At 70.9% G+C, this 25,858-nt stretch carries 20 protein-coding genes and 1 pseudogene; 10 read left to right on the top strand and 11 right to left on the bottom strand.

The features are described from left to right. Positions 1–12 precede the first annotated feature (12 nt). From rpsR to rpsF, 3 genes are all read right to left on the bottom strand, one after another. Positions 13–249 (bottom strand): 30S ribosomal protein S18, encoded by a 237-nt coding sequence (gene rpsR, locus QM779_RS13545; RefSeq protein WP_415153983.1) that lies wholly within the window; start codon positions 247–249, stop codon positions 13–15. 109 nt (positions 250–358) lie between these two features. Then, positions 359–862 carry a single-stranded DNA-binding protein gene (locus tag QM779_RS13540; RefSeq protein WP_428536077.1) on the bottom strand — a complete coding sequence of 168 codons (504 nt, stop codon included), beginning with the start codon at positions 860–862 and terminating at the stop codon, positions 359–361. 83 nt (positions 863–945) lie between these two features. Further along, the gene (gene rpsF, locus QM779_RS13535; protein ID WP_428536075.1) at positions 946–1,236 is read right to left on the bottom strand and encodes a 30S ribosomal protein S6; all 291 of its coding nucleotides are present in this window, start codon (positions 1,234–1,236) and stop codon (positions 946–948) included. Between the two features lie 298 nt (positions 1,237–1,534). Here rpsF and QM779_RS13530 point away from each other — a divergent pair, with 298 nt between their 5' ends. Beyond that, positions 1,535–3,028 carry a hypothetical protein gene (locus tag QM779_RS13530; RefSeq protein ID WP_428536073.1) on the top strand — a complete coding sequence of 498 codons (1,494 nt, stop codon included), beginning with the start codon at positions 1,535–1,537 and terminating at the stop codon, positions 3,026–3,028. Between the two features lie 464 nt (positions 3,029–3,492). Here QM779_RS13530 and QM779_RS13525 read toward each other — a convergent pair whose 3' ends face one another. The 4 genes and pseudogenes from QM779_RS13525 to QM779_RS13510 all read right to left on the bottom strand — a co-directional run bounded on the left by QM779_RS13525 (position 3,493) and on the right by QM779_RS13510 (position 9,110). Further along, on the bottom strand, positions 3,493–5,085 hold the full coding sequence (locus QM779_RS13525) for a hypothetical protein (protein ID WP_428536071.1): 1,593 nt from the start codon (positions 5,083–5,085) through the stop codon (positions 3,493–3,495). 36 nt (positions 5,086–5,121) lie between these two features. Next, positions 5,122–5,382 (bottom strand): helix-turn-helix domain-containing protein, encoded by a 261-nt coding sequence (locus QM779_RS13520; RefSeq protein ID WP_428536069.1) that lies wholly within the window; start codon positions 5,380–5,382, stop codon positions 5,122–5,124. 292 nt (positions 5,383–5,674) lie between these two features. Then, on the bottom strand, positions 5,675–7,297 hold the full coding sequence (locus QM779_RS13515) for an FAD-dependent oxidoreductase (RefSeq protein WP_428536067.1): 1,623 nt from the start codon (positions 7,295–7,297) through the stop codon (positions 5,675–5,677). A 33-nt stretch (positions 7,298–7,330) separates the two neighbouring features. Further along, positions 7,331–9,110 (bottom strand): annotated as a pseudogene (locus QM779_RS13510) (AMP-dependent synthetase/ligase). 93 nt (positions 9,111–9,203) lie between these two features. On the opposite strand from QM779_RS13510, the gene QM779_RS13505 reads away from it, so the two are divergent. The 3 genes from QM779_RS13505 to QM779_RS13495 all read left to right on the top strand — a co-directional run bounded on the left by QM779_RS13505 (position 9,204) and on the right by QM779_RS13495 (position 13,425). Next, positions 9,204–9,998: a deoxyribonuclease IV gene (locus QM779_RS13505; RefSeq protein WP_428536065.1), complete on the top strand. Its 795-nt coding sequence runs from the start codon at positions 9,204–9,206 to the stop codon at positions 9,996–9,998. Positions 9,999–10,100: 102 nt separating this feature from the next. Next, positions 10,101–12,188, top strand: a complete 2,088-nt coding sequence (gene pta / locus QM779_RS13500) for a phosphate acetyltransferase (protein WP_428536063.1) — start codon at positions 10,101–10,103, stop codon at positions 12,186–12,188. A 52-nt stretch (positions 12,189–12,240) separates the two neighbouring features. After that, the gene (locus QM779_RS13495; RefSeq protein ID WP_428536061.1) at positions 12,241–13,425 is read left to right on the top strand and encodes an acetate/propionate family kinase; all 1,185 of its coding nucleotides are present in this window, start codon (positions 12,241–12,243) and stop codon (positions 13,423–13,425) included. Positions 13,426–13,578: 153 nt separating this feature from the next. On the opposite strand, the gene QM779_RS13490 is transcribed toward QM779_RS13495, so the two are convergent. Both QM779_RS13490 and QM779_RS13485 read right to left on the bottom strand, forming a co-directional pair. Beyond that, positions 13,579–14,952: an NAD(P)/FAD-dependent oxidoreductase gene (locus tag QM779_RS13490; protein ID WP_428536059.1), complete on the bottom strand. Its 1,374-nt coding sequence runs from the start codon at positions 14,950–14,952 to the stop codon at positions 13,579–13,581. 199 nt (positions 14,953–15,151) lie between these two features. Beyond that, positions 15,152–16,207 (bottom strand): LacI family DNA-binding transcriptional regulator, encoded by a 1,056-nt coding sequence (locus tag QM779_RS13485; protein ID WP_428536057.1) that lies wholly within the window; start codon positions 16,205–16,207, stop codon positions 15,152–15,154. Between the two features lie 141 nt (positions 16,208–16,348). Here QM779_RS13485 and QM779_RS13480 point away from each other — a divergent pair, with 141 nt between their 5' ends. Then, positions 16,349–16,837, top strand: a complete 489-nt coding sequence (locus QM779_RS13480; RefSeq protein WP_428536055.1) for a glutathione peroxidase — start codon at positions 16,349–16,351, stop codon at positions 16,835–16,837. Next, positions 16,838–17,116, top strand: a complete 279-nt coding sequence (locus tag QM779_RS13475) for a DUF2316 family protein (RefSeq protein WP_428536053.1) — start codon at positions 16,838–16,840, stop codon at positions 17,114–17,116. Between the two features lie 14 nt (positions 17,117–17,130). Here the strand turns inward: QM779_RS13475 and QM779_RS13470 are convergent, their stop codons facing one another. Together QM779_RS13470 and QM779_RS13465 are read right to left on the bottom strand one after the other, a co-directional pair. Next, complete coding sequence (locus QM779_RS13470; RefSeq protein ID WP_428536051.1) at positions 17,131–19,197, bottom strand: glucose PTS transporter subunit IIA; 2,067 nt, start codon at positions 19,195–19,197, stop codon at positions 17,131–17,133. Positions 19,198–19,409: 212 nt separating this feature from the next. Further along, positions 19,410–20,000, bottom strand: a complete 591-nt coding sequence (locus QM779_RS13465; RefSeq protein ID WP_428536049.1) for an STM3941 family protein — start codon at positions 19,998–20,000, stop codon at positions 19,410–19,412. Between the two features lie 714 nt (positions 20,001–20,714). Here QM779_RS13465 and QM779_RS13460 point away from each other — a divergent pair. The 4 genes from QM779_RS13460 (at position 20,715) to QM779_RS13445 (ending at position 25,847) form a co-directional block, all read left to right on the top strand. Continuing rightward, positions 20,715–22,331 (top strand): ABC-F family ATP-binding cassette domain-containing protein, encoded by a 1,617-nt coding sequence (locus QM779_RS13460; RefSeq protein WP_428536047.1) that lies wholly within the window; start codon positions 20,715–20,717, stop codon positions 22,329–22,331. An 888-nt stretch (positions 22,332–23,219) separates the two neighbouring features. Beyond that, the gene (locus QM779_RS13455; protein WP_428536045.1) at positions 23,220–24,812 is read left to right on the top strand and encodes a S8/S53 family peptidase; all 1,593 of its coding nucleotides are present in this window, start codon (positions 23,220–23,222) and stop codon (positions 24,810–24,812) included. Next, a complete protein-coding gene (locus tag QM779_RS13450) occupies positions 24,809–25,378 on the top strand; it encodes an RNA polymerase sigma factor (protein WP_428536043.1) in 570 nt (189 codons plus the stop codon). Before QM779_RS13455 ends, QM779_RS13450 begins: the two co-directional genes overlap by 4 nt. Before the next feature lies 1 nt (position 25,379). Then, entirely contained in the window at positions 25,380–25,847 is a 468-nt protein-coding gene (locus QM779_RS13445; protein WP_428536041.1) for a carboxypeptidase-like regulatory domain-containing protein, read from the top strand. Positions 25,848–25,858: the final 11 nt, after the last annotated feature.

Below are 25,858 nucleotides of genomic sequence, written 5' to 3'. Positions count from 1 at the left end.
TTCCCTCCCTGGTCAGCGAGCGGTCGAGGCGTAGGGCAGCAGCGCCAGTTCGCGGGCGTTCTTCACCGCGATGGCGACCTTGCGCTGCTCCTGCACCGAGAGTCCGGTGACACGACGAGCGCGGATCTTGCCCCGCTCGGAGATGAACTTCCGCAGCGTGGCGGTGTCCTTGTAGTCGATGTGGCCGATGCGAATGCTCTTCGCCGGCGCCACCTTCTTTGACTTCAGCGGCTTGCGCTGTTGGGCCATTGTGGTGCTCTCCTTGGTTGAAAGCCCGGCTCTCGCCGGAATGACGTGGTCTGTTGGTTACGGTTCGCCGCCCGGAGGTGACAGGCACCCGAGGGACGGCGGAGCGCGATCAGAACGGGGGTTCCTCGCTCTGGGCGGACGCCCAGGGGTCGGAACCGGCGGACCGGTCGCTCTGGCCGCCCGAGTTGCCCCAGCCACCGCTGGAGCCGCCGGACGAGCCACCGCCGGAGTAGCTCCCGCCGCCGCCACCCGAGGAACGGGTGACCTTCGCGGTCGCGTACTTCAGCGCGGGACCGATCTCCTCGACGTCCACCTCGAAGACGGTGCGCTTCTCACCTTCCCGGGTCTCGTACGTGCGCGAGCGCAGCCGGCCCTGAACGATGACCCGCATCCCCTTGGTGAGGGATTCGGCCACGTTCTCGGCCGCCTGGCGCCAGACCGCGCAGTTGAGGAACATGGCATCTCCGTCCTTCCACTCATTGGTGGCACGGTCGAAGTTGCGAGGCGTCGAGGCGACGGTGAAGTTCGCCACAGGAGCCCCCGAAGGGGTGAAGCGCAGTTCCGGGTCGGCGGTCAGGTTGCCGACCAGGGTGATGAGGGTCTCGCCAGCCATGTTGGTGTCTTTCGGAGTCGGACTTTGCTCGGTCCCCCACAGCCTGTCAGCCGGGGCTGACATTCCGCGAGGGGTGGAAGCGATCAGTGCAGGTCGGGGCGGATGACCTTCGTCCGCATGATCTGCTCGTTCAGGGTGAACTGGCGGTCCAGCTCCTTCACCACGGCCGGCTCAGCGGTCACGTTGATGACGGCGTAGATGCCCTCGGACTTCTTCTTGATGTCGTAGGCGAGGCGACGACGGCCCCACACATCAATGTTGTCCACGGTGCCGCCGGCCTTCGTCAGTCCGGACAGGGGCTTGTCGAGCAGACCGCTCACCTGGCGGTCGTCGACGTCGGGATCGATGATCACCACGACTTCGTACTTGCGCATACGCGAACTCCACCTCCTCTGGTCTCGAGCGGCCACGGGCAGTTCCCGTGGCAGGAGGGCGTAGCAGGTCGCCGCAGGGGACGACCGAGGAGCAAGCCTACCGGGCGCACCCCGTCCGCAGCGAATCGGTGGGTGTTCCGGGGGACGCTGACGCGATCCTGCCGCTCGAGCGGTCCCCGCCGTCCCTCCCGTCCCGGAGGGGCCAACGCGTGGACGGATCACGTCAGCCGAGATCCTCCGCGCGCCGGGCCCCCTGCCGTTACCCTTCCCCAAAGCCCGGGGGACGAAGGAGTGACCCATGCGCCGACGACTGGCCGCCACCATCGCCGCGATCACCGCCGTCTCCCTGCTGTGGGCGACGCCCGCCCCTGCGGACGCGAAGAACCCGCCACCGCCGAAGTCGCTGGCCACGAACACCATCGACGCCCACCTCGGCTACATGCCGCAGTCCACCTGCTCGCCAGCGGCCAAGCCGGGCACCACCGCGCTGCTCAAGGCCCTGATCGCCACCTGGGGCGGCGGCTCCTCGGGCATCTCGCGGGCCTGCAGCGTCGGCACCACGTCCGAGCACAAGGAGGGCCGCGCGCTCGACTGGCACATGGACGTGAAGAGCGCGAGCCAGCGCAAGCGGGTCGCGCAGGCACTGGACTGGCTGACGGCGAACAACGGCGAGGTCGCTTACCGGCTGGGCGTGATGTACATCATCTGGAACCAGCACATCTGGTCGCTGTACTACCCCGAACTCGGCTGGCGGAAGATGGCGGACCGCGGCTCGTACACGGCCAACCACAAGAACCACGTGCACATCTCGCTGTCGTGGGACGGCGCGATGAAGCAGACCTCGTGGTGGACGGGCGTGCCGATCACCACCCCGCTGAACAGCAAGTGCGGCGTGAACGGGGCCCGCGCGTGCCTCCCGACGATCGCCCGGACGTCCCTCGCCTGGCCGTACCAGACCACCGTGGTGCCGGAGAGCTTCCTGCCCGCGCCGTGGAAGGTCCCCGGCATCGGCGGCGATCCCCAGGTCGACCGGACGCTGACCGCCGTCCCCGGCACCTGGGTCCCGGACGGCGCACAGCTCGCCTACCAGTGGACGGCTGACGGCAAGGACATCGCCGGCGCGACCGCGTCCACCTTCGTCGTCACCCCGGACCAGCTCGGCAAGGGGATCCGCGTCCGGGTCACGGCCGACGGCACCACGACCAGGACCTCGGACGTCATGACCGACGTGCTCAAGGCGCGGTTCGGCACCACGCCGAAGCCCGTCATCGGTGGCACGGCGGCCACCGGCCAGACCGTGGTGGTCGACCCCGGGACGTGGACAGCGACGCCCGACAGCCTCACGATCACCTGGCAGCGCAACGGCAAGGCCATCAAGGGTGCGAGCGGGGTGGGCGCGACCAGCTACACGCTGACCGCGTCCGACACCGGGAAGAAGCTGAGCGTCACCGTGACGGCCCGCAGGTCCGGCTACGTCACCGTCTCCCGCACGTCGGCCACGGTGAAGGTCGCGAAGGGGACGTTCACCACCGCTCCGGTGCCGACCGTCAGCGGGGACGCGGTCGCCGGCGGCGTCCTCACCGCCGACCCCGGCACGTGGGACCCGACGCCGACGAAGTTCTCCTACCAGTGGTACGTCGCAGGCAAGGCGATCAAGAAGGCCACCAAGGCCACGTTCACGGTCGCAAGCAGCCAGGCCGGCAAGGAGATCGTCGTGCGCGTGAAGGCGACCAGGAGCGGCTTCACCACGACCTACGTCCGCTCGGAACCAGTGGCGATCGCCCCAGCCTGAGCGGGACGCCCACCTCCGGTGCGGTCAGCCGTCTGCCGGAGATCCCGGGTCAAGCCCGGGATGTCAAAGGGACCCCGCCCAACTCACCGCGACGTTCACGCCCAACGCCCTCCCTGTCATCCCGGCCGGAGATCCCGGGTCAAGCCCGGGATGACAAGAACCCATACGACCAACCCCCTCCCTGTCATCCCGGCGAAAGCCGGGATCTCGACGACCACTGCCGTCAGCCTTCTCCCGGAGATCCCGGGTCAAGCCCGGGATGACAAGAAACGGCGGCGACCAACCCTCCCTGTCATCCCGACGACCACTGCCGTCAGCCTTCTCCCGGAGATCCCGGGTCAAGCCCTGGATGACAAGAACCCCAGACGACCAACCCTCCCTGTCATCCCGACGACCAGTGCCGACGGCCTTCTCCCGGAGATCCCGGGTCAGGCCCGGGACGACACCAAAGCGGCGTCGCCCGGTCAGGGGGTCTGGGCCAGCAGGAGGAGGATTCCGACGACGACGGCGAGGACGGCGGCGAGGGAGCCGAGGACGGCCGCGGCGATCATCCAGCGGCGGCGTTGCTCGCGCTCGGCGCGGGCGGTGTCAGCGAGCGCAGCGAAGTGGGCGTCCGCTGCAGCCACGAACTCGCGCTCCGCGTCGGTGAGGAGTTGCTTGCGGCTGGCCCGCCCCAGCCAGTCCGTGAACAGTTCCAGGTCCTTGACCGGGATCAGCGCCGCGTCCCGGCGGCCGGACGCCTCCCACAGGCCGGCGGCGCCGCGGAGCCGCTCCATCACGACCAGGTCGTCCCTGTGCTCGGCCAGCCAGGCGCCGAGCCGCCGCCAGTGGACGAGCAGCGCCTGGTGGCTGATCCGCACCTCCTGGTCGACGGTGGTGAGCATCCGGGCGGCGACGAACGCGTCCATCGCGACCCGGGTGTTCGCGTCCACCTCAGCCAGCGGCAGCGTCTCCCGCACGGGGACGTCGCCCGTGACCCGGACGAGACGCAGGAACATCCGTTCGGCCGCCGCCTTCTGCGCGGGCTCCAGGGAGAGGTACACCTGCTCGGCGAGCCGCTCGACCGCGCTCGCGATGCCACCGGCGGCGTGGTAATCGGCCAGCGTGAGCCGCCGCCCGTTGCTCACCGCCCAGATCAGGAGCAGCGCATTCGACAGCAGCGGCAGCGCGCCGGGGGCGATCCGGTCGCCGGGGGTCGGCGCCAGCTCCTCCAGCAGCACCCGGACCAGGTCGTCCTCGACCGCAACGTCGAGCACCTCGGCCGGACGAACGATGACCTCAGCAAGCTCCTCCGTCGTCATCGCGGGGAGCAGGATCGGGCTCGCCATCGCCTCGTCCAGCACGGGTTCGGACGCAGCGGACGCGAAGGCCTCGGACCGCACCCCGAGGACCACCACCGCACGCGTCGCCAGCGCTGCGACCGCGTCGAGGAACCGTCCGCGCGGCTCCGGCGGCAGCGCCAGCGCGTCCTCGACCTGGTCGATCACCACCAGCCGTCGTCCCTGCTCCCCGCCGAGCGCCGGCTCGGGCTCGGCCAGGAGGCGGATCACCTCGACGGACGTGCCGCTCCAGCCCGCCAGCAGGCCGCCGTCCAGCTCCCGGCCGAGCAGGCCGGCGGCGAGCAGGGACGACTTGCCGCTCCCGGACGCCCCGACCAGCGCGACCATCCCCGCGCCGGCGCCCTCGCCGAGGTCGCGCACCGCCGTCGCCAGGCGTGAGGTCGGACCGGACCGGCCGAAGAACAGGTCCCTGTCACCGGCCCGGTACGCCCGCAGGCCCAGGTAGGGGGAGGTCCCCGACTTCAGCGGGACGAGCCCGTCCCACGAGTCGTCCCAGAGGTCCGGGGGCACGGCGTGGGTGAGTCCCAGGTGCTCCAGCAGCTTGAGGTAGTTGCCCCGCAGGGCCGGGGTGGGGAAGTGCTTGCCGTTGAGCCAGCCCTGCGCGGTGGTCGCCGGCACCTCCGCGATCCGTGCGACCGCGCGGATGGACAGGTGCTGCCGGCACCTGGCCTCGTTGACCAGCCCGGCGAACTCCTGTCTGCTCGCTGCGGAGGGCATGCTGCGATTCTGTCAGTGCGCCCCGCCCGTGAGTGCCTATTCAGCCTTCCTGGTCTCGATGGTCTCCTCGAACCACAACGCGGGGTGGACGTGGTCGCTGAGCCCGAGGGCGTCGACGAGCAGCAGGAACTTGGGCCGCAGGGCCGGTGTCGGGAAGTGTCGGCCGGCGAGCCAGCCCTGCGCGGTGGCCGGAGGGACCCCCGCGATCCGGGCCGCCGTGCGGATCGAGATGTGACGGTCGAGGCGGGCCTGGTTGACCAGCTCTGCCAGCTCCGCACGGGTCGGCTGGAATTGCACAGTGCTCCTGTCGGGGGTGTGGCCGGACCGGGGTCACCGGACCGGCGGACAGACAACGTGCAGGGCGCACCGGGTCGGCGGCCGATCGCGCCGGCCGCACGGAAGCATCGCTGCGACCACCGCCATGGCCGCGGTCCCCCTCCGCGTGCGGTTCGACGTCACATCGGCTCCCCAGCCCAGATGCCCGAACCTGCAGGTCCAGTGAAGCGCTCCCCTGCGGCGTAACCCCGTCCGGCCCGCCGATCTCGTACAGAGTCATACACCCCGCGAGGAATTCCGGCAGCGCGGAGGCTCACACCCGTGCCCAGGTGCGGTAGCCCCCGTCGAGGTTGCGCACCCGCCTGCCCTCCTGGGCCAGGATCCGGGCGGCGACATACCCGCGCAGCCCCACCTGGCAGTGCACGATCACGTCCTGGGGCACCTCGTCGAGCCGGCTGCGGAGCTCGTCCAGCGGGACGTTGACCGCGCCGTCGACGGTTCCTCGTGTGTACTCCGTTGAACTACGCACGTCGACGAGCCCGCTGCCGCGTTCGACCGCTCCCGCGACCTCGTGCCACTGGACGGTCTCGGCCAGTCCGTCCCTCAGGTTCTCCGCGATGAAGCCCAGCATGTTCACCGGGTCCTTCGCCGATCCGAACGGGGGCGCGTAGCTGAGCTCGAGGTCGGCCAGCCCGGACGCGGTGACGCCGCCCGCCATGGCGGTGGCGATCACGTCGATCCGCTTGTCGACGCCCGCACCGCCGACGCCCTGCGCGCCGAGGATCGCGTCGGTCTCCGCGTCCACGACGAGCTTCAGGCTCATCGACTCCGCGCCCGGGTAGTAGCCGGCGTGGTTGGCCGGATGCGTGTGGATGAGCCGGACGCTGCGGCCCGCGGCCCGTGCGCGCTTCTCCGTCCACCCTGTCGCGGCGGCGACGAGGCCGAACACCCCCACGATCGCCGTGCCCTGCACGGGGTGGGCGGCGACGGAGCGACCGGCGATCACGTCCGCGACCAGCCTGCCGTGGCGGTTGGCCGGCCCGGCCAGCGGAACCAGCGCCTGGCCGCCGGTGAGGGCGTCCCGCTTCACCGCCGCGTCTCCCACGGCGAAGATCGCCGGGTCGGACGTCCGCTGGTGGTCGTCGACGAGGATGCCGCCCCGCTCGCCGAGCGCCAGTCCCGCAGCCGCGGCGAGGCCGGTCTCGGGCCGGACGCCGATCGCAGCCACCACCAGACCGGCGGGCAGGCGCCGACCGTCGGAGAGGACCACGTGGTCATCGCAGACCGACGCCACCGAGACCCCCGTGAGCACCGCCACGCCGTGCACCGCCAGGTGCTTCTCGACCCGCGCGGCCAGCTCGACGTCGAGAGGGGCGAGGACCTGGTCGGCCAGTTCGACGATCGTGACCGCGAGGCCGCGTCCGGTCAGGTTCTCGGCCAGCTCCAGGCCGATGAAGCCACCGCCCATGATCACCGCGGTCGGCTCGGGACGGTCCAGCTCCACGGCGACGGCGGCAGCCAGTCGGTCGGTGTCGGCCATGTCGCGCAGCGTGAGCGCCCGCTCGACCCCGGGCACCGGCGGCACGAAGGGCGCGGCGCCGGGAGCGAGGACGAGGAAGTCGTAGGCCTCGGTGTAGCGCGCGCCGCTCCGCAGGTCCGTGACATCGACCGTCTTCGCCGCACGATCGATCGCGGTCACCTCCTGGCCGACCCGGACGTCGATCCGGAAGCGCGCCGCCAGGCTGGCCGGCGTCTGCAGGAGCAGCGCATCGCGCTCTGCGATCACCCCGCCCACGTAGTACGGCAACCCGCAATTCGCGAACGAGACGTGGCCGGAGCGTTCCAGCACCACGATCTCCGCGGCCTCGTCCAGCCGTCGCAGCCTCGTCGCCGCCGACATGCCGCCCGCAACCCCACCCACAATGACCGTCCTCATGCGGTCACTGTATACCCCCAGGGGTATCTGGCGTTACTTCCGCTCCTTGCCCGCCCGCGCGTACATGTCGTCGACGAGCTGGGCGAAGCGGCGCTCGACCTCCTTGCGCTTCACCTTCAGCGTCGGGGTGAGCAGGCCGTTCTCCTGGGTGAACTCCTCGACGAGGAGGCGCAGGTCGCGGATCTGCTCGTGCTTGGCGAGCTTCGCCGTGAGCTCCCCCGCGCGGCGGCGCAGTTCCTCGAGGATCGCCGGGTGGGAGAGCAACTCGTCCCGGTGCTCCCAGGTGAGCTGGAGCTGGCGTCCGATGTCCTCGAGGTTCGGCATCGACGGGGCGACCAGCAGGGTGAGGTAGGGACGGTTGTCGCCCAGGATCAGCGTGTACTCGAAGAGCGGGTCGGCGGCCAGCAGCGCCTCGATGGACGACGGCGCGACGTTCTTGCCGTTGCTGGTGACGATCAGGTCCTTGATCCGGTCGGTGATCATCAGGAAGCCGTCCGCGTCGAGGTGCCCGACGTCGCCCGTGCGCAGCCAGCCGTCCTCGAGCACGGCGGCGGTGTCGTCCGGACGCCCCCAGTAGCCGAGCATGACGTTGGGGCCGCGGTAGCAGAATCTCGCCCTCGGCCCCGATCCGCACCTCACCGCCGTCCACGACGCGTCCGACCGTGCCCGAGCGGTAGGCCGCGGCGGAGGGGAAGCTGACCAGCGGCGACGCCTCGGTGAGGCCGTAGCCGGACAGCAGCAGCAGGCCGCACGCCGTGAAGAAGTCCTGGATCTCCGGACGCAGGGGCGCGCCGCCGCACGCCAGCACCTTCTTGGGTCCGCCGACGGCTTCACGGACGCTGGACAGCACCAGCTTGTCGGCGAGCTTGAACCGCACGATCAGCGACCGGCTGCGCGGGCGTCCCTCGAGTACGGCGGCGTGGAACTCCCCGCCCACCCGGAGCGCCCAGGCCATCAGCCGCTGCTTGAGCGGGGAGTCCGCGACCTTGTCCTTCGCCGCGAGGAAGACCTTCTCGTACAGCCGCGGCACGCTCACCATGAGGTTGGGCCGGGCGTCCACCATCGCCTCGGCCACGGTCCGTGGGTCGGGCACGTAGGTGTTCAGGGCGCCGGTGCTGAGCACGACGTACGTCCAGGCCCGCTCAAGGGCGTGGCTGAGCGGGAGGAAGCACAGCGAGGAGTCGGTGTCGGCGAGCGGGAAGTAGTCGCTCAGCACGTCGACCTGGAACGAGAAGCCGCGATGGCTGAGCATGACGCCCTTGGGCTCACCGGTCGTGCCGGAGGTGTAGATGATCGTGGCCAGGTCGTCGGCGGACGCAGCGGCCAGGCGGGCGTCCACCTCGGACCGCGCTTCGGGCGCGGCGTCGAGTTCCTCCGCCAGCGTCGGGGTGTCGGGGACGGGGTCGAACGTGACCACCCGCTCCAGCGTCGGGATCCGGTCCCTCGCCTCGGCGACCTTGTGCAGCTCCTCCGAGCCGCCGACGAACGCCACCCGGCAGCCCGAATCCGCCATGATGTGCGCGACCTGGTCGGGGGTGCTGGTCGAGTACAGCGGGACCGACACCAGGCCGGCCGTCGCGCAGGCGAGGTCGACCAGCGTCCACTCGGGGCGGTTGACGGCGAAGAGGGCCACCCGGTCCCCTGCGGCCAGGCCGAGGTCGACGAGGCGGGCCGCCAGCCGGCGGACGTCCTCGTGCAGTTCCGCGTAGGTCCGCACGTCCCAGCCGTCGCCGTTCGCGATCCTCGTCGCGGGGCGGCCGGCGTGGGCGGACGCCGAGTCGGCGAACCTGACGGCCAGGTGTCCGGCGTCCATCGGCGCTCCTTCGCAGCGGTGTGGGACAGAACTTACTCCAGCGTAGGTTGCGGGAGAAACGCCGTGTCCGTGCGGCTGCCTAGACTGCTGCGCATGGTGTTGATGGGTGGTCACGTCGACCAGGAGGACCCGATCGCGGAAGCCCGCGCACGGGGAGCGGGACTGAGCCAGTTCTTCCTCGGCGATCCGCAGGCGTGGAAGGGGCCGAAGGTCGCCTACCCCGGTGGCGCGGCCGCGCTCAGGGCGGACGCGGAGGCCGCCGGCGTCGCGCTCTACGTGCACGCGCCGTACGTGCTGAACCTCGCATCGACGAACAACCGGATCCGGATCCCCAGTCGCCAGCACCTGCAGAAGCAACTCACCGCCGCGGCGGAGATCGGCGCGGCCGGCGTGATCGTCCACGGCGGCCACGTGCTCGCCTCCGACGACCCCGAGGTCGGGTTCGAGAACTGGCGCAAGGCGATCGACGGGCTCACGATCGACGTACCGCTGCTGATCGAGAACACCGCGGGTGGGGCGAACGCGATGGCGCGCCACCTCGACCGGATCGCGCAGCTGTGGGACGCGATCTCCGGGTCCCCGAACGCCGACCGGGTCGGCTTCTGCCTGGACACCTGCCACGCCCACGCGGGCGGCAACGAGTTGCTCGGGCTGGTCGGGCGCATCCTGGCGATCACCGGCCGGATCGACCTCGTCCACGCCAACGACTCCCGCGACGCCTTCGACTCCGGGGCCGACCGGCACACCACGCTCGGTGAGGGGCTGTGCGACCCGGCCGGCATCGCGGAGGTTGTCGGGCAGGCGGGAGCCCCGGTCGTGGTCGAAACCCCCGGCGGCGTCGAGGGCCAGAGCGCCGACCTAGAGTGGCTGCGCGAGCGGGTCGGCTGAGCCATTCGAATTACGGGACGCGTGATGCGCATCCTGCGCGTGAAACGTTCCAAACCAGTCGCTCTGGTCAGACCAACCGGCGGGCGACGATAGCCTGACCCCGTGAGCAACAGCATCTACGTGGCCGCACCGGAGGGGCTGACAGGCAAGTCCATGGTGGCGGTGGGCATGATCGAGGCCCTGACCAGGACGGTCGGCTCGGTCGGAGTGTTCCGTCCGGTGGTGCGCAGCGGCGCCGACGACGACATCCTGCACACGCTGCTCGAGCAGCCCGGCGTCGAGCAGACCTACGACGAGGCGGTCGGCGTCACCTACGAGGACGTCCATGCCGATGCGGACGCCGCTCTGCACGCGCTGGTGGAGAAGTACGCCGGCATCAGGGAGAAGTTCGAGTCCGTGGTGATCCTCGGCTCGGACTACACCGAGACCACCTCCCCGACCGAGCTCACCTTCAACGCCCGCGTGGCCGCGAACCTGAACGTGCCGGTCGTGCTGGTCGTCTCCGGCAGACACCGCACGCCGGAGGAGGTGCGCTCGGCGGCCGAGGGCGGACTCGCGGAGTTCGCCGCCCACCACGCGAAGGTGATCGCCGTGATCGCCAACCGCGTCGCGTCCGCCGACCGCGCGGCCAGCGACGAGGTCGACCCTGCCGACCTGGCGGCGGTCAAGGCCGAGCTGGACAAGCTCCCCGGCGTCGTCACCGCCGCGCTGCCCGCTGACCGGATGCTCGCCGCGCCGGTGCTCAGCGCCCAGTTCGAGGCGATCGGCGCGAACCTCGTCCTCGGCAACCCCGAACTGCTCGACCGCGAGGCGCAGGACGTCCTCGTCGCCGCGATGACCCTGCCCAACGTGCTGCGTCGGCTCACCACCGAGTCGACCGTGATCATGCCGGGCGACCGCTCCGACCTGCTGCCGGGGCTGCTGCTCGCGCACTCGTCCGGCTCGTTCCCGCCCCTGGCCGGCATCATCCTGCTGGGCGGCTACGAGATCCCCGACACGATCGCGCGCCTGATCTCCAGCATCCACAACGAGTTGCCGATCGGGATGAGCCCGCTGGGCACCTACACCGCGGCAGAGCGGCTGTTCGGCCTGGAGGGCGCGATGACGTCCTCGCCCCGCAAGGTCGAGGTGGCCCGACGCCTCTTCTCCGAGCACGTGGACGTGCCCGCCCTCCTGAAGGCGCTACAGGTGCACCGCTCGGACGTCATCACGCCGCTGATGTTCGAGCACCAGCTGCAGGACATCGCCCGCTCCGACCGGCGGACCATCGTGATGCCGGAGTCGACCGACGACCGGATCCTCACGTCCGCCGACATCCTGCTGCGCCGCGGCGTGGCGAACCTCGTGCTGCTCGGCGACGCGCAGGACATCAAGCTGCGGGCCACCCAGCTCGGGCTCAGCCTGGCCGGGGTGCAGGTGGTCGACCCGACCGACGCCGAGCTCGTCGAGCGGTTCGCCGCCGAGTACGCGCGGCTGCGCGAGAAGAAGGGCGTCACCCTCGAACAGGCGCGCGAGAAGCTGAAGGACCTGAGCTACTTCGGCACGATGATGGTCCACCTCGGCATGGCGGACGGCATGGTGTCGGGGGCGATCAACACCACGGCGAACACGATCCGTCCCAGCCTGGAGTTCATCAAGACCAAGCCCGGTGTGACCGTGGTGTCCGGGTCGTTCCTGATGTGCATGCCCGACCGGGTGGTCGTGTACGCCGACTGCGCGGTGAACCCCGACCCGTCGGCCGAGCAGCTGGCCGACATCGCGATCAGCTCCGCGGAGACGGCGGTGGCGTTCGGGATCGAGCCGCGGGTGGCGATGTTGAGCTACTCGACCGGCACGTCCGGCAGCGGTGCGGACGTGGACAAGGTGCGGGCGGCGACCGAGCTGGTCCGCGAGCGGCGTCCCGACCTCGCACTGGAGGGACCGATCCAGTTCGACGCGGCCGTCGACCCGGTCGTGGCCCGGACGAAGCTGCCTGACTCCCCCGTCGCCGGGCGTGCGACGGTGTTCATCTTCCCGGACCTGAACACCGGCAACAACACCTACAAGGCCGTGCAGCGCAGCTCGGGAGCCGTCGCGATCGGCCCCGTCCTGCAGGGCCTGAACAAGGCCGTCAACGACCTGTCGCGCGGCGCGCTGGTCGAGGACATCGTGAACACCGTGGCCATCACCGCCATCCAGGCGCAGGCGTGATCGTCACCCACCACCCCGGACCGAAGAACGTCGTCACTCGAGGAGAACGCTCGTGAGTACCCCCGTCCTGTTGTTGAACTGTGGTTCGAGTTCGATCAAGTACAAGGTGATCGACGCCGATTCCGAGGCGGTGATCGCGTCCGGGATCATCCAGCGGATCGGCGAGGAGTCCGGGACGCTGGACCACAAGCTGGACGGGGAGACCGTGCACGTCGACCGCGGCTTCCCCAACCACGCCAGGGCGCTGAACTACCTCGTCCGGGTGTTCAACGCGCACGGCCCGGACCTGGACACGATCCGCGCGGTCGGGCACCGCACCGTCCACGGCGGCGAGGCGTTCCGGTCGACGGTCGTGATCGACGACGCGGTGCTGGAGAAGCTGAAGGAGCTCAGCCCGCTCGCGCCGCTGCACAACCCGCCGGGCATCGCCGGCATCGAGGCCGCGCGGGAGGCGCTGCCGGACGTGCCGCACGTGGCGATCTTCGACACCGCGTTCTTCGCGACCCTGCCGCCGGAGGCGTACACCTACGCGGTGCCGACCGACCTGGCGAAGGCGCACGGCATCCGCAAGTACGGGTTCCACGGCACCTCGCACAGCTTCGTGTCGAAGAAGGCGGCCGAGTTCCTGGGCCGTGACTACGGCGACCTGAAGCAGATCGTGTGCCACCTGGGCAACGGCGCGTCCATCTCCGCGATCGAGAACGGCGTCGCGGTGGAGACCTCCATGGGCCTCACCCCGCTGGCCGGCCTCGTGATGGGCACCCGCTCCGGGGACGTGGACCCGGGGCTGCACGCGTTCCTCGGCCGCGAGCTCGGCATGGACCTGCAGGAGGTCGACAACCTGCTGAACAAGAAGTCCGGCATGCTCGGCCTGGCCGGGGTGACCGACTTCCGTGACCTCAACGAGCTGATCGAGGAGGGCGACCAGGCCGCCGCGCTGGCGCTGGACGTGTACTGCCACCGGCTGATCAGCTTCATCGGCGCCTACATCGCCGTCCTCGGCGGGGTCGACGTGATCAGCTTCACCGCCGGCGTGGGCGAGAACGACGCCCTCGTCCGCGCCAAGGTCATCGGCCGCCTCGCCGGCATCGGCGCGATCCTCGACGAGCAGGCCAACCAGGCCAGGGCCAGGGACGCCCGCGTGATCTCCACCCCCGAGTCGCCGATCACCGTCCTCGTCGTCCCCACCAACGAGGAACTCGCCATGGCCCGCGAGACGAAGGCCGCCATCAGCTGACGGCCCTCCGCACCGCTCTCGCCGCAGACGCTCCCGAAACGCGCAAACGCTCCCGAAATTTCGGGAGCGTTTGCGTGTTTCGGGAGCGTCTGTGGGGGGCGGTTCCCACGCGGCGTCGACGGAGCCGTGGACGCGGACTAGCTCTCGGGGGCGTCAGCGGCCGGAGATCAGGTCGGCGAGCCGGGCGACGGGGGCCGTGGACGAGCGGCCGTCCTGCTCCTGTCGGTCGGCCGTGCGGTAGGCGGCGTAGATGGCCTGGACGGCGAGCCAGCGCAGCGGCTCGGGTTCCCAGCGGCGCACCCGGCGTCCCACCCACGGCAGGCCGGTCAGCTCGGTGTCGCGGTCGAGAATGAGGTCCGCGAGCGTGCGGCCGGCGAGGTTGGTGGTGGCGACACCTGTGCCGACGTACCCGCCGGCCCAGCCGAGCCCCGTGGCCCGGTCGAAGCCGACGGTGGCCGTCCAGTCCCTGGGGACGCCGAGGACGCCCGCCCACGCGTGGGCGATCAGCACGTCTGTCGCGGCGGGGAAGAAGTCCCGCAGCAGCGCGGTCAGGTTCTCGACCGTGCGGGCCTGGGTCACGCCGTCCTGGTCGACCCGCGACCCGTAGCGGTACGGGACGCCGCGTCCGCCGAACGCGATCCGGTCGTCGGCCGTGCGCTGCGCGTACATGTACACGTGCGCCTCGTCGCCGAGCACCTCGCCGCCGCGCCAGCCGATCGCGTCCCACAGGTCGGCGGGGATCGGCTCGGTCGCGATCATCGAGGAGTTCATCGGCAGCCAGGTGCGGTGCTCGCCGCGCAGGTCGGCGGTGAACCCCTCCGTGGCGCGCACGATCGCGGGCGCCCGCACGACGCCCCGAGGGGTGCGGGCCTCGCCCGCGACGATCTCCTCGACCCGGGTGTCCTCGTACAGCAGGACGCCGAGGCGCTCGACCGCGTCCGCCAACCCGCGGACGAGCCGCGCCGGGTGGACGCGCGCGCAGTGCGGGTGCCACGTCGCGCCCAGCACGCCGTTGACCGCGACGCGCTCGCGGGCCGCGTCGGCGGCCAGGAACTCGATGTCGGTGACCGGCCATTCGGACTCGCTGTCGTACCAGTCCCGCAGCCGGGCCAACTGGGCGGGGGTGCGGGCGATGGTGAGCTCGCCGCCCTTCACGATCCCGGCGTCGATGCCCTCGGCGCCCGCGACCCGGATCACCTCGTCCACGGTGTCGTTCATGGCGCGCTGGAACCGGATCGCCGCGTCCCGCCCGTGGCTGTCGGCGTAGCGTTCGCGGCTGCCGGTGATCGAGTTCGTGCACCAGCCGCCGTTTCGTCCGGACGCCCCGAAGCCCGCGAAGCGCTGCTCGAGGACGACGATGCGCGCGTCGGGGGCAGTCTGCTTCAGGTAGTACGCGGTCCACAGCCCGGTGAAGCCGCCGCCGACGATGCACACGTCCGCGTCCATCGAGCCGGGAAGTGCCGGGCGCGGTGCCGGCTGCCCGACCTGGCTCCACCAGAACGACACCCGGCCGTTCGTGACGCTCATCCGTCCCCGCCCTCCCCGCGGCCGGACGCCCGGCGCGTGCCCAGTCTTGCGCGCTGCAACGACACTCGCCCGCCGGTCTCGGCGTGGGCACCGGACCCGGGTTGTCCACAGGAGTTGTCCACAGTGGGGATAACTACACGCGTGTGATTCGGAGACTCGTCCCCCAGCGTCGGCTTCTCAGGGAGCGTTCCGCGCACCCTCAGTGCGGCGCCGGGCCCGAACTGGCCCGCACGACCAGCTCGATCGGGAGCGTGATCCGGCGCTCGACGAGTTCGGGGTCGAAGGCGAGCCGGCCCGCGAGCCGGCCCTTCTCCCGGATCGGCTGGCGGACGGTCGAGATCCCGAGGAACCCCGCGTCGGGGATGTCATCGAAGCCAACGACCGAGACGTCCCGGCCCGGCGTCAGCCCGCGCTCGCGCACCGCGTCCCACACGCCGAGGGCCAGCACGTCACTCAGCGCGACGATCGCGGTCGGACGGTCCTGGACGTCGAGCGCGTAGCCGGCGGCCTCGCGTCCGGACTCCCGACTGTGGAAGGGGGCGGCGACCACCCGGATCCGCGCGTCCGGCACCTTCTCGGACAGTCCGCGCATCCGCTCGTCCTCGAACGTGCCGGGACGCAGCCCCGCGCCGGTGCGCCCCGGGCGGTAGTCGAACTCCTGCAGCGGGTCGTGGGACGCCGACGACGTGACCACGACCACGTCCCTGTGCCCGAGCCGCGCGAGGTGCTTGCCGACGAGCCGTCCGGCCTTGGTGTCGTTGATCGCCACCCAGTCGCCCTCGTCCGTCCGCTGCGTCCCGACCACCCGGACGCCGCGTCCCCGCAGCAGCTCGACCCCGCGCCGCTGCGCCGAGGGGGAACTCACGACGAGCGCGTCGATCGCTGCCCTCTGCAACCGGGTGGCCTCGTCCTCGGGATCCCCCGCCCCGCGCAGGAGCAGCACGGACGCGCCGAACTCCTCGACCGCCTCGCTGAGCCCGGCGAGGAACAGCACCGCGTACGGGTCGGAGAACGCGTGCGACAACTCCCCGCCGAACAGGAACCCGCAGACGTCGTTCTTCCCCGACCGCAGTGCCCTGCCCGCGGCGCTCGGTCCGCAGTAGCCGAGCTCGCCGGCCTTGCTCAGGATCTGCTCGCGCAGCGCCGAGGAGAGCCGGTCCGGCTTGCTGTACGCGTTGGAGACGGTCGTGACCGAGACGCCCAGCGCCTCGGCGACGGTCTTCATCGTGACCGTGCTGCCACCCGTCCCGCCCATGACCAAACTCCCTCGTTGATCGATGCACCGAACCGTACCCCAGCCGGTCAACGGGAACGACGAACAGGCCCGTCCGCCGGAACCGGCACGGGAATACCCGGCCCGGCCCCATGCTTGTGGAAGAGGAAGGATGGAGGACGAATGACGAACCTGGGCAGCTTCGAGGCGAAGACGATCACCGGGCAGGACCAGCGGCTGGCGGAGTACCTCGGCAAGGTGGTGCTGGTGGTGAACACCGCGTCGAAGTGCGGCTTCACCCCGCAGTTCGGCGGTCTGGAGAAGCTCTACGACAACCTGAAGGACAAAGGCCTCGTCGTGCTCGGGTTCCCGTGCGACCAGTTCGCGAACCAGGAGTTCGACAACGACGCGGAGACCGCGGACTTCTGCCAGCTCAACTACGGCGTGAGCTTCCCGATGTTCGCCAAGATCGACGTCAACGGCAGGGACGCGCACCCGCTCTACGCGTGGCTGCGCACCGAGAAGGGCGGCGTGCTCGGCGACGCGATCAAGTGGAACTTCACCAAGTTCCTCGTCGACCGCGAGGGCAACGTCGTGAAGCGCTACCCGCCGACCACCGCTCCCGAGGCGATCGAGGACGACATCAAGGCGCTGCTCGAACAGGGCCGCTGAGTGTCGCTCGACAGGGCCCAGGTCGCCCGCACGGCTGCCGAACTGCAGGCGAACTTCGAGCGCTCGGGCCTGTCCAGCGCCGACCTGCGCGGGCTCACCGGCTGGACGCAGGCCCGCCTCACCGCCACGCTCACGGTGAACGGGGCCGACCCCGTGGATGTCTGGCGCCTGCGCGACCTGCTGACCCAGGAGGTCGTCGACGCCGGCCGCGAGCCGGTCCCGTTCTCCGTCCTCACCGAGCGGGCGCGAGCTTCCGCGTCCGCCTGGTTCGGGATCTGACTGTTCGATCCTGACTACGGTGTGACGTCAATCACCGGGTCCCCGGCAGCCACCGTGCCCGCGGGGTGCGGGGTGACCGAGGCCAGCGTCGCCGTGTTGATCACGACGACGATCGTCGTGGTGTCGTAGCCGGCGGCCTTCACGCTGTCGAGGTCGACCGTGGCCAGTTCGTCCCCGACCTCGACCCGCTCGTCGGCAGCGACCTTGACGGAGAACCCCTTGCCCTCGAGCTGGACGGTGTCGATGCCCACGTGGACGAGGACCTCCACCCCGTCGTCGGTCCGGATCCCGAACGCGTGGCCACTGTCGGGGACGGTGATCAGGACGCCGCTGACCGGGGCGATCACGTGGCCGTCCGACGGCACAATCCCGACCCCGTCACCGAGCGCCTTGGACGCGAACACCTTGTCGTTCACCTCCGCCAGTGCGACGACGGTGCCGGCGATCGGGGCGAGCACCTCGTCGGTCCGCACGAGGGTGGCGACCCCGCCACCGGTGGCAGCGGTGTCGGCAGCAGCACCTTCCGCGGCGACCACGCCCGCGGCGGCAGCGGGAGCCGCGGCCTTCCGCGTCCGCTCGAGGGCCAGGTCGGCCTCGTTCTCGGCCTGCGTCGCCTCCCACTCGGCCTTCTGCTCTGCCGTGCGGTAGTCGGAGGCGATCACCAGGAGCATCGAGACGACGAACGCGGCGGCGATCGCGATCACGTAGATCCAGGTCGGGGCGAACACGGGGATGGTGAGCAGCGAGGTGAACGCGAAGGCGCTGGTCTTCACCGTCCCGAAGATCCAGCCCAGGATGCCGATCGTCAGGCCGCCGGTCGCACAGCCGACCAGCATGCGCGGGTAGATCCGCTTGTAGCGCAGGTGGATGCCGTACAGGGACGGCTCGGAGATGCCGCCCAGCAGGCCGGCGGCGAGCGCGCCGATCGCGGTCTGGCGCACCTCGTTGTCACGGGCCCTGCTGGAGACCACCAGGACGCCGGCCGTGGCGCCGAAGCAGGCGAAGTTCCACGTGCCCATCGGGCCCTGGATGAAGTCGTAGCCCAGGGTGCTGATGTTGGCCAGCATCAGCGCGTTCAGCGGCCAGTGCAGGCCCAGGGGCACCAGGAAGGGGTAGATCATCGGGATCAGGACGGCGAACAGCAGCGGCACCGTGTTGTTCAGCCAGGCCAGGCCGGCGCCGAGGCCGCTGCCCAGCCAGATGCTGATCGGGCCGATGATGAAGCCGGTGATCGGGATCATGATCAGCAGGCAGAAGAACGGCACGAAGACCATCTGCAGGTTCTCGGGGAAGATCCGTTTCAGCAGCTTGTAGAGCTGGGCGAGCAGGGCGACCATGATCAGCGGCACGAACACCTGGCCGCCGTAGTCGTTCAGCTGCATCGGGAGGCCGGCGATCTGGGCCACGCACTGCGTGCCGAGGTCGTTCGTCGTGCAGACGGTGTCGGCGGCGCCGCTCAGCGACAGGTAGTTCGGCGTGAACATCGCGGCCATGATCGCCGCGCCGATCCACGGGTCGACGTTCAGCTTCTTGGCCGCGTTGTACGCGACCATGATCGGCAGGAAGTACAGCACCGAGCGCCACATCGCGTCCCAGAACACCCAGGTGGCGCCGGCGTCCTTCAGCCGGTCGACGCCCTGGAACGGGACGATGTGGAAGGCGTCGAGGATGGCGGCGATCGCGATGATCAGCGAGGAACCGAGCAGGACGCCCAGCAGCGGACGGAACGAGTCCGAGAGGTACTCGAAGAACGCGTCCAGCCAGGCGAACTTGCCGCGCACCTTCGCCCGTTCCCGCGCCTTGATGTCGGCGTCCGAGAGGGTCTTGCCGCCGCCGGCCATCGAGGGCAGGTTCATGATCTCGTTGAACGTGGTCGCCACGGCTCCGCCGATGACCACCTGGTAGCGGTCCCCGGACTGGGGTACCGCGCCCATCACGCCGGGGATCTTCTCCACCGCCGCCTGGTCGATGCCCGACGCGTCGTGCAACTCGAACCGCAGCCGCGTTGCGCAGTGGGTGAGGCTGACGATGTTGTCCGGTCCGCCTACCGCGTCCACGATCTGTTCTGCTGTCGACCCCATTGCCTTTCCCTTCCTGGTTCGGAAAACAAAAGACCCGAGGCGCACGCGCGTGTACGCGCCCCTCAGGTCCTGCCCCGCGATGGGAAACAAACTGGTTGAGCCTAGCTCGGAAATGACACTAGCACCGCGTAATCGGGATGGGCAGACCCCATTTCCGGTTCGGCCGCGGAGCGGTCGGCCGGTGGTTCGCAGGCAGGTTCGGGGCTGGTGGCTCAGGCGTTGGTGGGACGCGGCGCGGCCTGGCCGTGGAGCACCCAGCCGCGCCGGTACACGTCGATCAGGGCGGCGAGGTCGTCGGCGGGCGGGAGCCCGTTGGCGCTGATCCACACCGGTGATCCGAACATCCGCAGGTTCGTCCTGGCCGCGATCCGGCGGACCGGGTCGAGGCCAGCGATGAAGGCATCCGGGTCGTCGAGGTAGATCCCGACCAGGCGGCTGCCCGAGATCTCGGTCGTGCCGACGCCCGACACCCGTTGCCACGGGACGAAGCCGACCGCGGACATGGACGATCCGTCGGTCAGCCCCTCCGGCGCCAGCCGCAGCGCGACGTGCGGCTGGACGGCGCGGACGACCGCGTAGGTGGTCGCAGGGATGAAGAACGCCAGCCCCACCCAGCCGAGTACGGCGAGGATGTTGATACCGGCCAGCGGCACGGCGGGCAGCAGGAAGAGCGCGGTCGACGCGGCGACCATGGCCATCCCGAAGAACGCCAGCCGTACTCGTGGCGCCCGGTCGGGCGTGAACTCTACGAGTTCGGGAAAGTGCGCGAGCGTACGCGCATCCGTGAAGCGTGATCCAGCCATCTTTCGTCCCCCCCAGGATCGAACAGCCGCACCATTCCGGACGCCCCCACGTCCGCTCCGGACGACTGATGAGGACAATCCTGCCAGTCGGACGCGATTCTGCCGAGACCCCGCGGGGAAATTCATCGAAGACACAGGCACCGACGACGTTCTGTCGGTCGTGAAGGGCCTGCGCTCCGCCACCCCCTGTCATCCCGGCGAAAGCCGGGATCTCGCAGACGAGCCAGTCGGCACCGAAACGGAGATCCCGGGTCAAGCCCGGGATGACAGGACGGCAGCACCCCAGAAACGGTCCCTGAGGAGTCGCGGGGCGAGGAACGAGACCCGCGACGTCACGAAGGGCCGCCGTCACCCCAGACCCCGGGTCAAGCCCGGGACGACAACCACGCACGCACGCCGGACCCACCCCCCCTGTCATCCCGGCGGAAGCCGGGATCTCGCAGACGAGCCCGACGGCACGGACGCGGAGATCCCGGGTCAAGCCCGGGATGACAAGACGGCACGCGTGCCGGCCCCACCCCCACCCCTGTCATCCCGGCGAAAGCCGGGATCTCGCAGACGAGCCCGACGGCACCACCCCGGATCCCGGGTCAGGCCCGGGATGACAACCAGCTCGGGCGCGGCGCGGTTTGACGGGGCGCCCACGCGTCCCGCACTCTGAAGGCATGTGGATCTGACCTCTCGCCCTGCTCCTTCCAGCGATCGAGGTCTTCCGTGTCCGCCACCCTCTTCCTTTCCGGCGTTGCCGCGTCCTTCGGCGCCCATGCCCTCTTCGACGGCCTGGACGCGACCGTCGCCGCCGGTGACGTCACCGCGCTCGTCGGCCCGAACGGCTCGGGCAAGACGACGCTGCTGCGGATCGTCGCCGGCGAGTACGCCGCCGACGCGGGGACGGTGCGATTGGCGCCGCCTGACGCCACGATCGGCTACCTGCCCCAGGCGGCTCCCTCGCCGGACGAGTCGCTGCTCGCCTACGCCCGCCGTCGCACGGGCGTCGCCCGCGCGGAGGCCGAGTTCGAGGCCGCGACGGGTGCGCTCGCGTCCGGTACGCCGGGGGCGGACGACCGCTACGCCCACGCCCTCGACCGCTGGCTGGTGCTCGGCGGCGCCGACCTCGAGGTCCGCCTGGCCGATGTGCTCGCCCGGCTGGACCTGCAGGTGGACCTGGAGCGTCCGCTCGGCACCCTGTCGGGCGGTCAGGCCGCGCGGGCTGCGCTGGCGTCCATCCTGATCAGCCAGTACGACGTCCTGCTGCTGGACGAGCCGACGAACAACCTGGACGCGGACGGGCTCGCGGCGCTGACGTTCTTCGTGCGGGAGGTCCGCTCGCCGGTGCTGGTCGCGTCCCATGACCGCGCGTTCCTCGACGAGGTGGCCACGTCCGTGCTCGAACTCGACCTGCCGCAGCAGGCGGTCCACCACTACGCCGGCGGCTGGACGGAGTACAGGGCGGCGAAGGCCCTGGCCCGCGCGCAGGCGGACGAGGCGTACGAGACCTACGCCCAGCGCCGCGACGACCTGGCCGAGCAGGCCCGGCGCAGGACCGAGTGGGCGCGGCAGGGGCGGGCGAAGGCGTCCCGGCTGCCACCCGGCAGCGCGCTGGAGAAGAAGTACCGGGAGGACCGCGCCCGCCGGATGGACCAGCGCGCGGCCCGCGTCCGCGACGCCGCCGAGCGGCTGGAGGAGGTCGAGCAGCCACGCAAGGAGTGGGAGTTGCGGTTCTCCATCGCGGAGGCGCCGCCGTCCGCCGACGTGGTCCTGACCCTGGACGCCGTGGTGGCGCGGGCCGGCGACTTCAGAGTGGGCCCGGTCTCCGCCCAGGTTGCCCGTGGCGACCGGGTGGCGCTGGTCGGGCCGAACGGCTCGGGCAAGACCACCCTGCTACGGGCGCTGCTGGGCAGTGGCGAAGTCGCGTCCGGCCGGGTGTCGTGGGGGACGCGGACCGTCCTCGGCACGCTCGACCAGGCCAGGGATGCGATCGGCGGCGCCGTAAGTCTGCGGGACGCCGTGCAGGTGGCTGTCGGCGAGCCCGACCCAGCCGCCGTGCGGACGCTGCTGGCCAAGTTCGGCCTCGGGCCCGAGCACGTCGGGCGTCCGTGCGACAGCCTCTCGCTGGGCGAGCGGACGCGGGCGGCGCTCGCCGTCCTTCAGGCGCGGGCCGTGAACGTCCTCGTCCTCGACGAGCCGACCAACCACCTCGACGCCGCCGCGATCGACCAACTCCAGGCCGCGCTCGTCGCCTTCGGCGGCACCCTGCTGGTCGTCACCCACGACCGCGCGCTCCTCGACGCGCTGGCGCCAACCCGGGTCTGGGACGTGACCGCCCTCTGAGGGTGGCCGCCCCGCGGACCCGGGGCTCCACGACACAGCACCCGGCACCAACGCGGAGATCCCGGGTCAAGCCCGGGATGACAACAACGCCGGCGAGGCAGAACGGCCCCTGAGGAGGTTCGTGAGCGCAGCGAGCGAACCGTCACGAAGGGCCGCCGTCACGCCACCACCGCCACCGTCCACGTTGTGGTGGACTCAAACGCCGTGAACTCACGACAAACCGTCCATCTTGATGATGGACGATGACCCACCCACCCTGTCATCCCGGCGAAAGCCGGGATCTCGACGACGCAGCGGCCAGCACCGACGCGGAGATCCCGGGTCAAGCCCGGGATGACAACAACGCAGGCGGACGTGCGCACCCACCCGTCACAACCGCCACCGTCCACGTTGTGGTGGACGCAAACGCCGTGAACTCACGACAAACCGTCCACTTTGACCGGGACAGCTCCGCGCCCACCACAAGGTGGACCAGACTGCGGCGAACTCACGACAAACCGTCCACCTTGATGAGGACGGACGCGATTCGACAACCGTCGACGCCCGCCGCCACCGCAGTCGTGGCGGCGGCGGGGCTTCACGCACGGCGTCGGGCGGGCCTGCGGCGGTCCCCCCGAACCCCGCAGGCGATCGTCCCGCGGCGGGTCCCCTCACCCCGCGGGTGCCCGACGCCGTGCACGAACCTCGGTCGGCGGCTCACCCGCGTCCCTCCTCGCGGGTGCCGGCCTGCCGACCGGACGCCCCATCGGAGCGTCCCTCCGACGCCCTGATACATCCCGATCCAACGGACTTTTCACCGCCCGCAGGTATCAGAGTGCGTAGCCGCCGCTCTACCGGTGGAAGAGGCGGCTGCCTAGGCTTGACACCGCCGGTCCCCAGGAGGTCCCCGTGATCCGAGTACTCGACCCCACCACCGCCGTCGTCCGCCCCGGACAGGAGGTGGGCGCGACCGCCTACGTCTCCGACCGGCTGCTCGTGCGGAACTCCGAGCTCTGGGAGCGTGACCCGCGCGTCGACAAGGCGCTGGCCGAGCTCGGCTGGGGGCTCCACGTCCCCGAGAAGTACGGCGAGAAGGGCGTCCCGAGGCGCGAGCCCCGCAGTTCCGGCTTCGACAGGGAATCGACCCAGGTGGCGGGCCTCGATCTCAGGATCATCACGGACGCCCCGACGCTCGCCCCGGACGCCTGGACCGCCCTCCAGCAGATCCGGACGGCCGCGCCCGAGGCTGCCGTGTCCTACGAACTCGTGCACGTCATGGTCGCCGCCGACACGTGGTCGGGCGTGGGCAAGGGCGGTACCTACATCCCGGGCATCGGCAAGGGCGGAACCTACATCCCGGGCATCGGCAAGGGCGGAACCTACATCCCGGGCATCGGGCTGGGTCCCGACGAGTTCGGCATGCCCGGCTACGGCGGTAAGGCCCCGGTCGCGCTGATCGTGGCCGATCCCTCGAAGACAGCCCCGCGACTCACCCGTCCGCCGGTCGTCGTGATGCCCGACACCGGGATCGGCCGGCACCCGTGGTTCCCGGACGAGGCCAAGGTCGGGATCAATCCGGCGCAGCCTGGGTCGCTGGGGGTTCGAGTGTTCGGTGACCCGGTCGCTGATCGCGAGCCCGGCATCACCGCGCGGCTGACCGGGCAGTTCGACCGACTCGCCGGCCACGGCACCTTCATCGCAGGCATCGTGCGTCAGGCCTGCCCGGCAGCACGCCTCACGTCCTACGCCGTGATGTCGTCGGAGGGCCTCGTCGCAGAGGACGACGCCCTCGACGTGCTGCAGGACGTCCTCGACCAACAGGTCGCCGCGCTCGCGGGTGGCCATGCGGACGCGATCGTCGACGTCGTCACCCTCTCCTTCGGCTACTACCACGAGGACCTGCCTGACGAGGACAGCGACCCGTCGACCCTGCCGCCCACCAGCCTCGGCACCTTGCTGCGGGATCTCGGTCGAGCCGGCATCCTGGTGGTCGCCGGAGCGGGCAACGACGGCACCAGCCGTCCGTTCCTCCCGGCGGCCCTCGCCGGGGACACCGGCACCGGCTCGGGCGACCTGCCGCTGGTCAGCGTCGGTTCGCTCAACCCGAACCGCAGCACGGTCTCCCTGTTCTCCAACGGAGGCACCTGGGTCACCACGTACCGCCACGGCGCGGCGATCGTCTCCACCCTGCCCCGACTCCAGAACGCCAGCTCCCAGTCGTCCTCGGACGTGGCGGGCGTCGACACGCTCACCGGCGCCGCGAAGCAGGCTGTCGAAGCGGGCAAGGCGGCCGCGCCCGCGGACCGGTCCACGATCGACATGGACGACTTCTCCGGCGGCTTCGGCGTGTGGAGCGGGACGTCCTTCTCCGCGCCGCTGCTGGCTGGCCAGCTCGCCCAGGCCCTGGTCGGTGAGGGCACGGACGCCGTCGACCTCGACTCGCTGCGCACGCGCGGCTGGTCGGCGCTGGCCACCATCCTTCGACCGCTGAGGCGATTGTGAACACCACCGCGCCGCTCGGTGCGCAGGCAGCGAGCGCCTTCGTCGCCTACCGGGAGGGCGACCGCGACCAGTTGCGCGTCCTCGTCGGGCTGCTCACGCCTCTCCTGTGGCACACCGCCCGCGCCCAGCGCGCACCCCAGCACATCGCCGAGGAGGCCATCCAGACCGCGTGGCTACGCCTGGTGGACGGGGCGGCGACGATCGCCGACCCACGCGGCGTCGTGTCGTGGCTCGTCGTGACGGTGAAGCGGGAGACCTGGCGGCTGCTGCGACTCGCCGGACGCGAGGTCGCCCCGGAGGCGGGCGTCCCCGACGTGGCCGACGAGGTCACGCCTGAGTCGCTCAGCATCGCCACCGAGCAGCAGCGCGTCCTGTGGCGCCACGTCGAGGACCTGCCCGAACGCTGCCGGGCGTTGCTGCGGGTGATCGCCTTCGCCGCGACGCCCGACTACGCCGGCGTCGCCGCCAGCCTGGGCATGCCGATCGGCAGCATCGGCCCCACCCGCGGGCGTTGTCTCGCGAAACTGCGCACCGCACTCCTTTCCGATCCGAGCTGGGAGGCCTGACATGGCTGACGACACCTACCCCGGCGCCGACGACCTGCTCGACGCCACCGACGACCGCATCCTCGCGGGCCTGGCCACGCTGTACGAGACCATCGACCCCGTGCCAGCCGATCTGGCCGAACGGATCGACTTCACCCTCGCCGTCGCCGAGCTCGAGGCCGACATCGCCGAGCTCACCCGCGGTGAACTGGTCGGCGTCCGCGGCGAGGAGACCGACTCGGTCACCTTCACCAGCGGCTCACTGAGCCTGATGGTGACCACCGTGGTCGCCGCCCACCACGTCCGGATCGACGGCTGGGTGACCAGTCCCGGCGCAACGGTGGACGCGGTGGCGGAGGGCGTCACCCGCAGCTCTGTCACCGACGATTCCGGCCGGTTCGCCCTCGACGACCTTCCCCGCGGCCGGGTCCACTTCGTGGTGCGCAGGGACGGCTACCGGCCGGTGATCACGCCGTCGATGGAGCTCTGACGGCGGATTCG

This window comes from Propionicimonas sp. (genome assembly GCF_049840635.1).
Lineage (GTDB): Bacteria > Actinomycetota > Actinomycetes > Propionibacteriales > Propionibacteriaceae > Propionicimonas.
The sequence above is the reverse complement of the archived record's forward strand: the minus strand, read 5'-3'. Positions and strand labels throughout refer to the sequence as shown.

Bases quoted from the DNA above. Each gene is read 5' to 3' on its own strand.
- QM779_RS13485 (WP_428536057.1), bottom strand. From the start codon at position 16,207: ATGGGCGGGACGGGTGGCAGCACGGTCACGATGAAGACCGTCGCCGAG.
- QM779_RS13540 (WP_428536077.1), bottom strand. From the start codon at position 862: ATGGCTGGCGAGACCCTCATCACCCTGGTCGGCAACCTGACCGCCGAC.
- QM779_RS13490 (WP_428536059.1), bottom strand. From the start codon at position 14,952: ATGAGCGTCACGAACGGCCGGGTGTCGTTCTGGTGGAGCCAGGTCGGG.
- rpsR (WP_415153983.1), bottom strand. From the start codon at position 249: ATGGCCCAACAGCGCAAGCCGCTGAAGTCAAAGAAGGTGGCGCCGGCG.
- QM779_RS13515 (WP_428536067.1), bottom strand. From the start codon at position 7,297: ATGAGGACGGTCATTGTGGGTGGGGTTGCGGGCGGCATGTCGGCGGCG.
- QM779_RS13480 (WP_428536055.1), top strand. From the start codon at position 16,349: ATGACGAACCTGGGCAGCTTCGAGGCGAAGACGATCACCGGGCAGGAC.
- rpsF (WP_428536075.1), bottom strand. From the start codon at position 1,236: ATGCGCAAGTACGAAGTCGTGGTGATCATCGATCCCGACGTCGACGAC.
- QM779_RS13445 (WP_428536041.1), top strand. From the start codon at position 25,380: ATGGCTGACGACACCTACCCCGGCGCCGACGACCTGCTCGACGCCACC.
- QM779_RS13530 (WP_428536073.1), top strand. From the start codon at position 1,535: ATGCGCCGACGACTGGCCGCCACCATCGCCGCGATCACCGCCGTCTCC.
- QM779_RS13465 (WP_428536049.1), bottom strand. From the start codon at position 20,000: ATGGCTGGATCACGCTTCACGGATGCGCGTACGCTCGCGCACTTTCCC.
- QM779_RS13525 (WP_428536071.1), bottom strand. From the start codon at position 5,085: ATGCCCTCCGCAGCGAGCAGACAGGAGTTCGCCGGGCTGGTCAACGAG.
- QM779_RS13470 (WP_428536051.1), bottom strand. From the start codon at position 19,197: ATGGGGTCGACAGCAGAACAGATCGTGGACGCGGTAGGCGGACCGGAC.
- QM779_RS13505 (WP_428536065.1), top strand. From the start codon at position 9,204: ATGGTGTTGATGGGTGGTCACGTCGACCAGGAGGACCCGATCGCGGAA.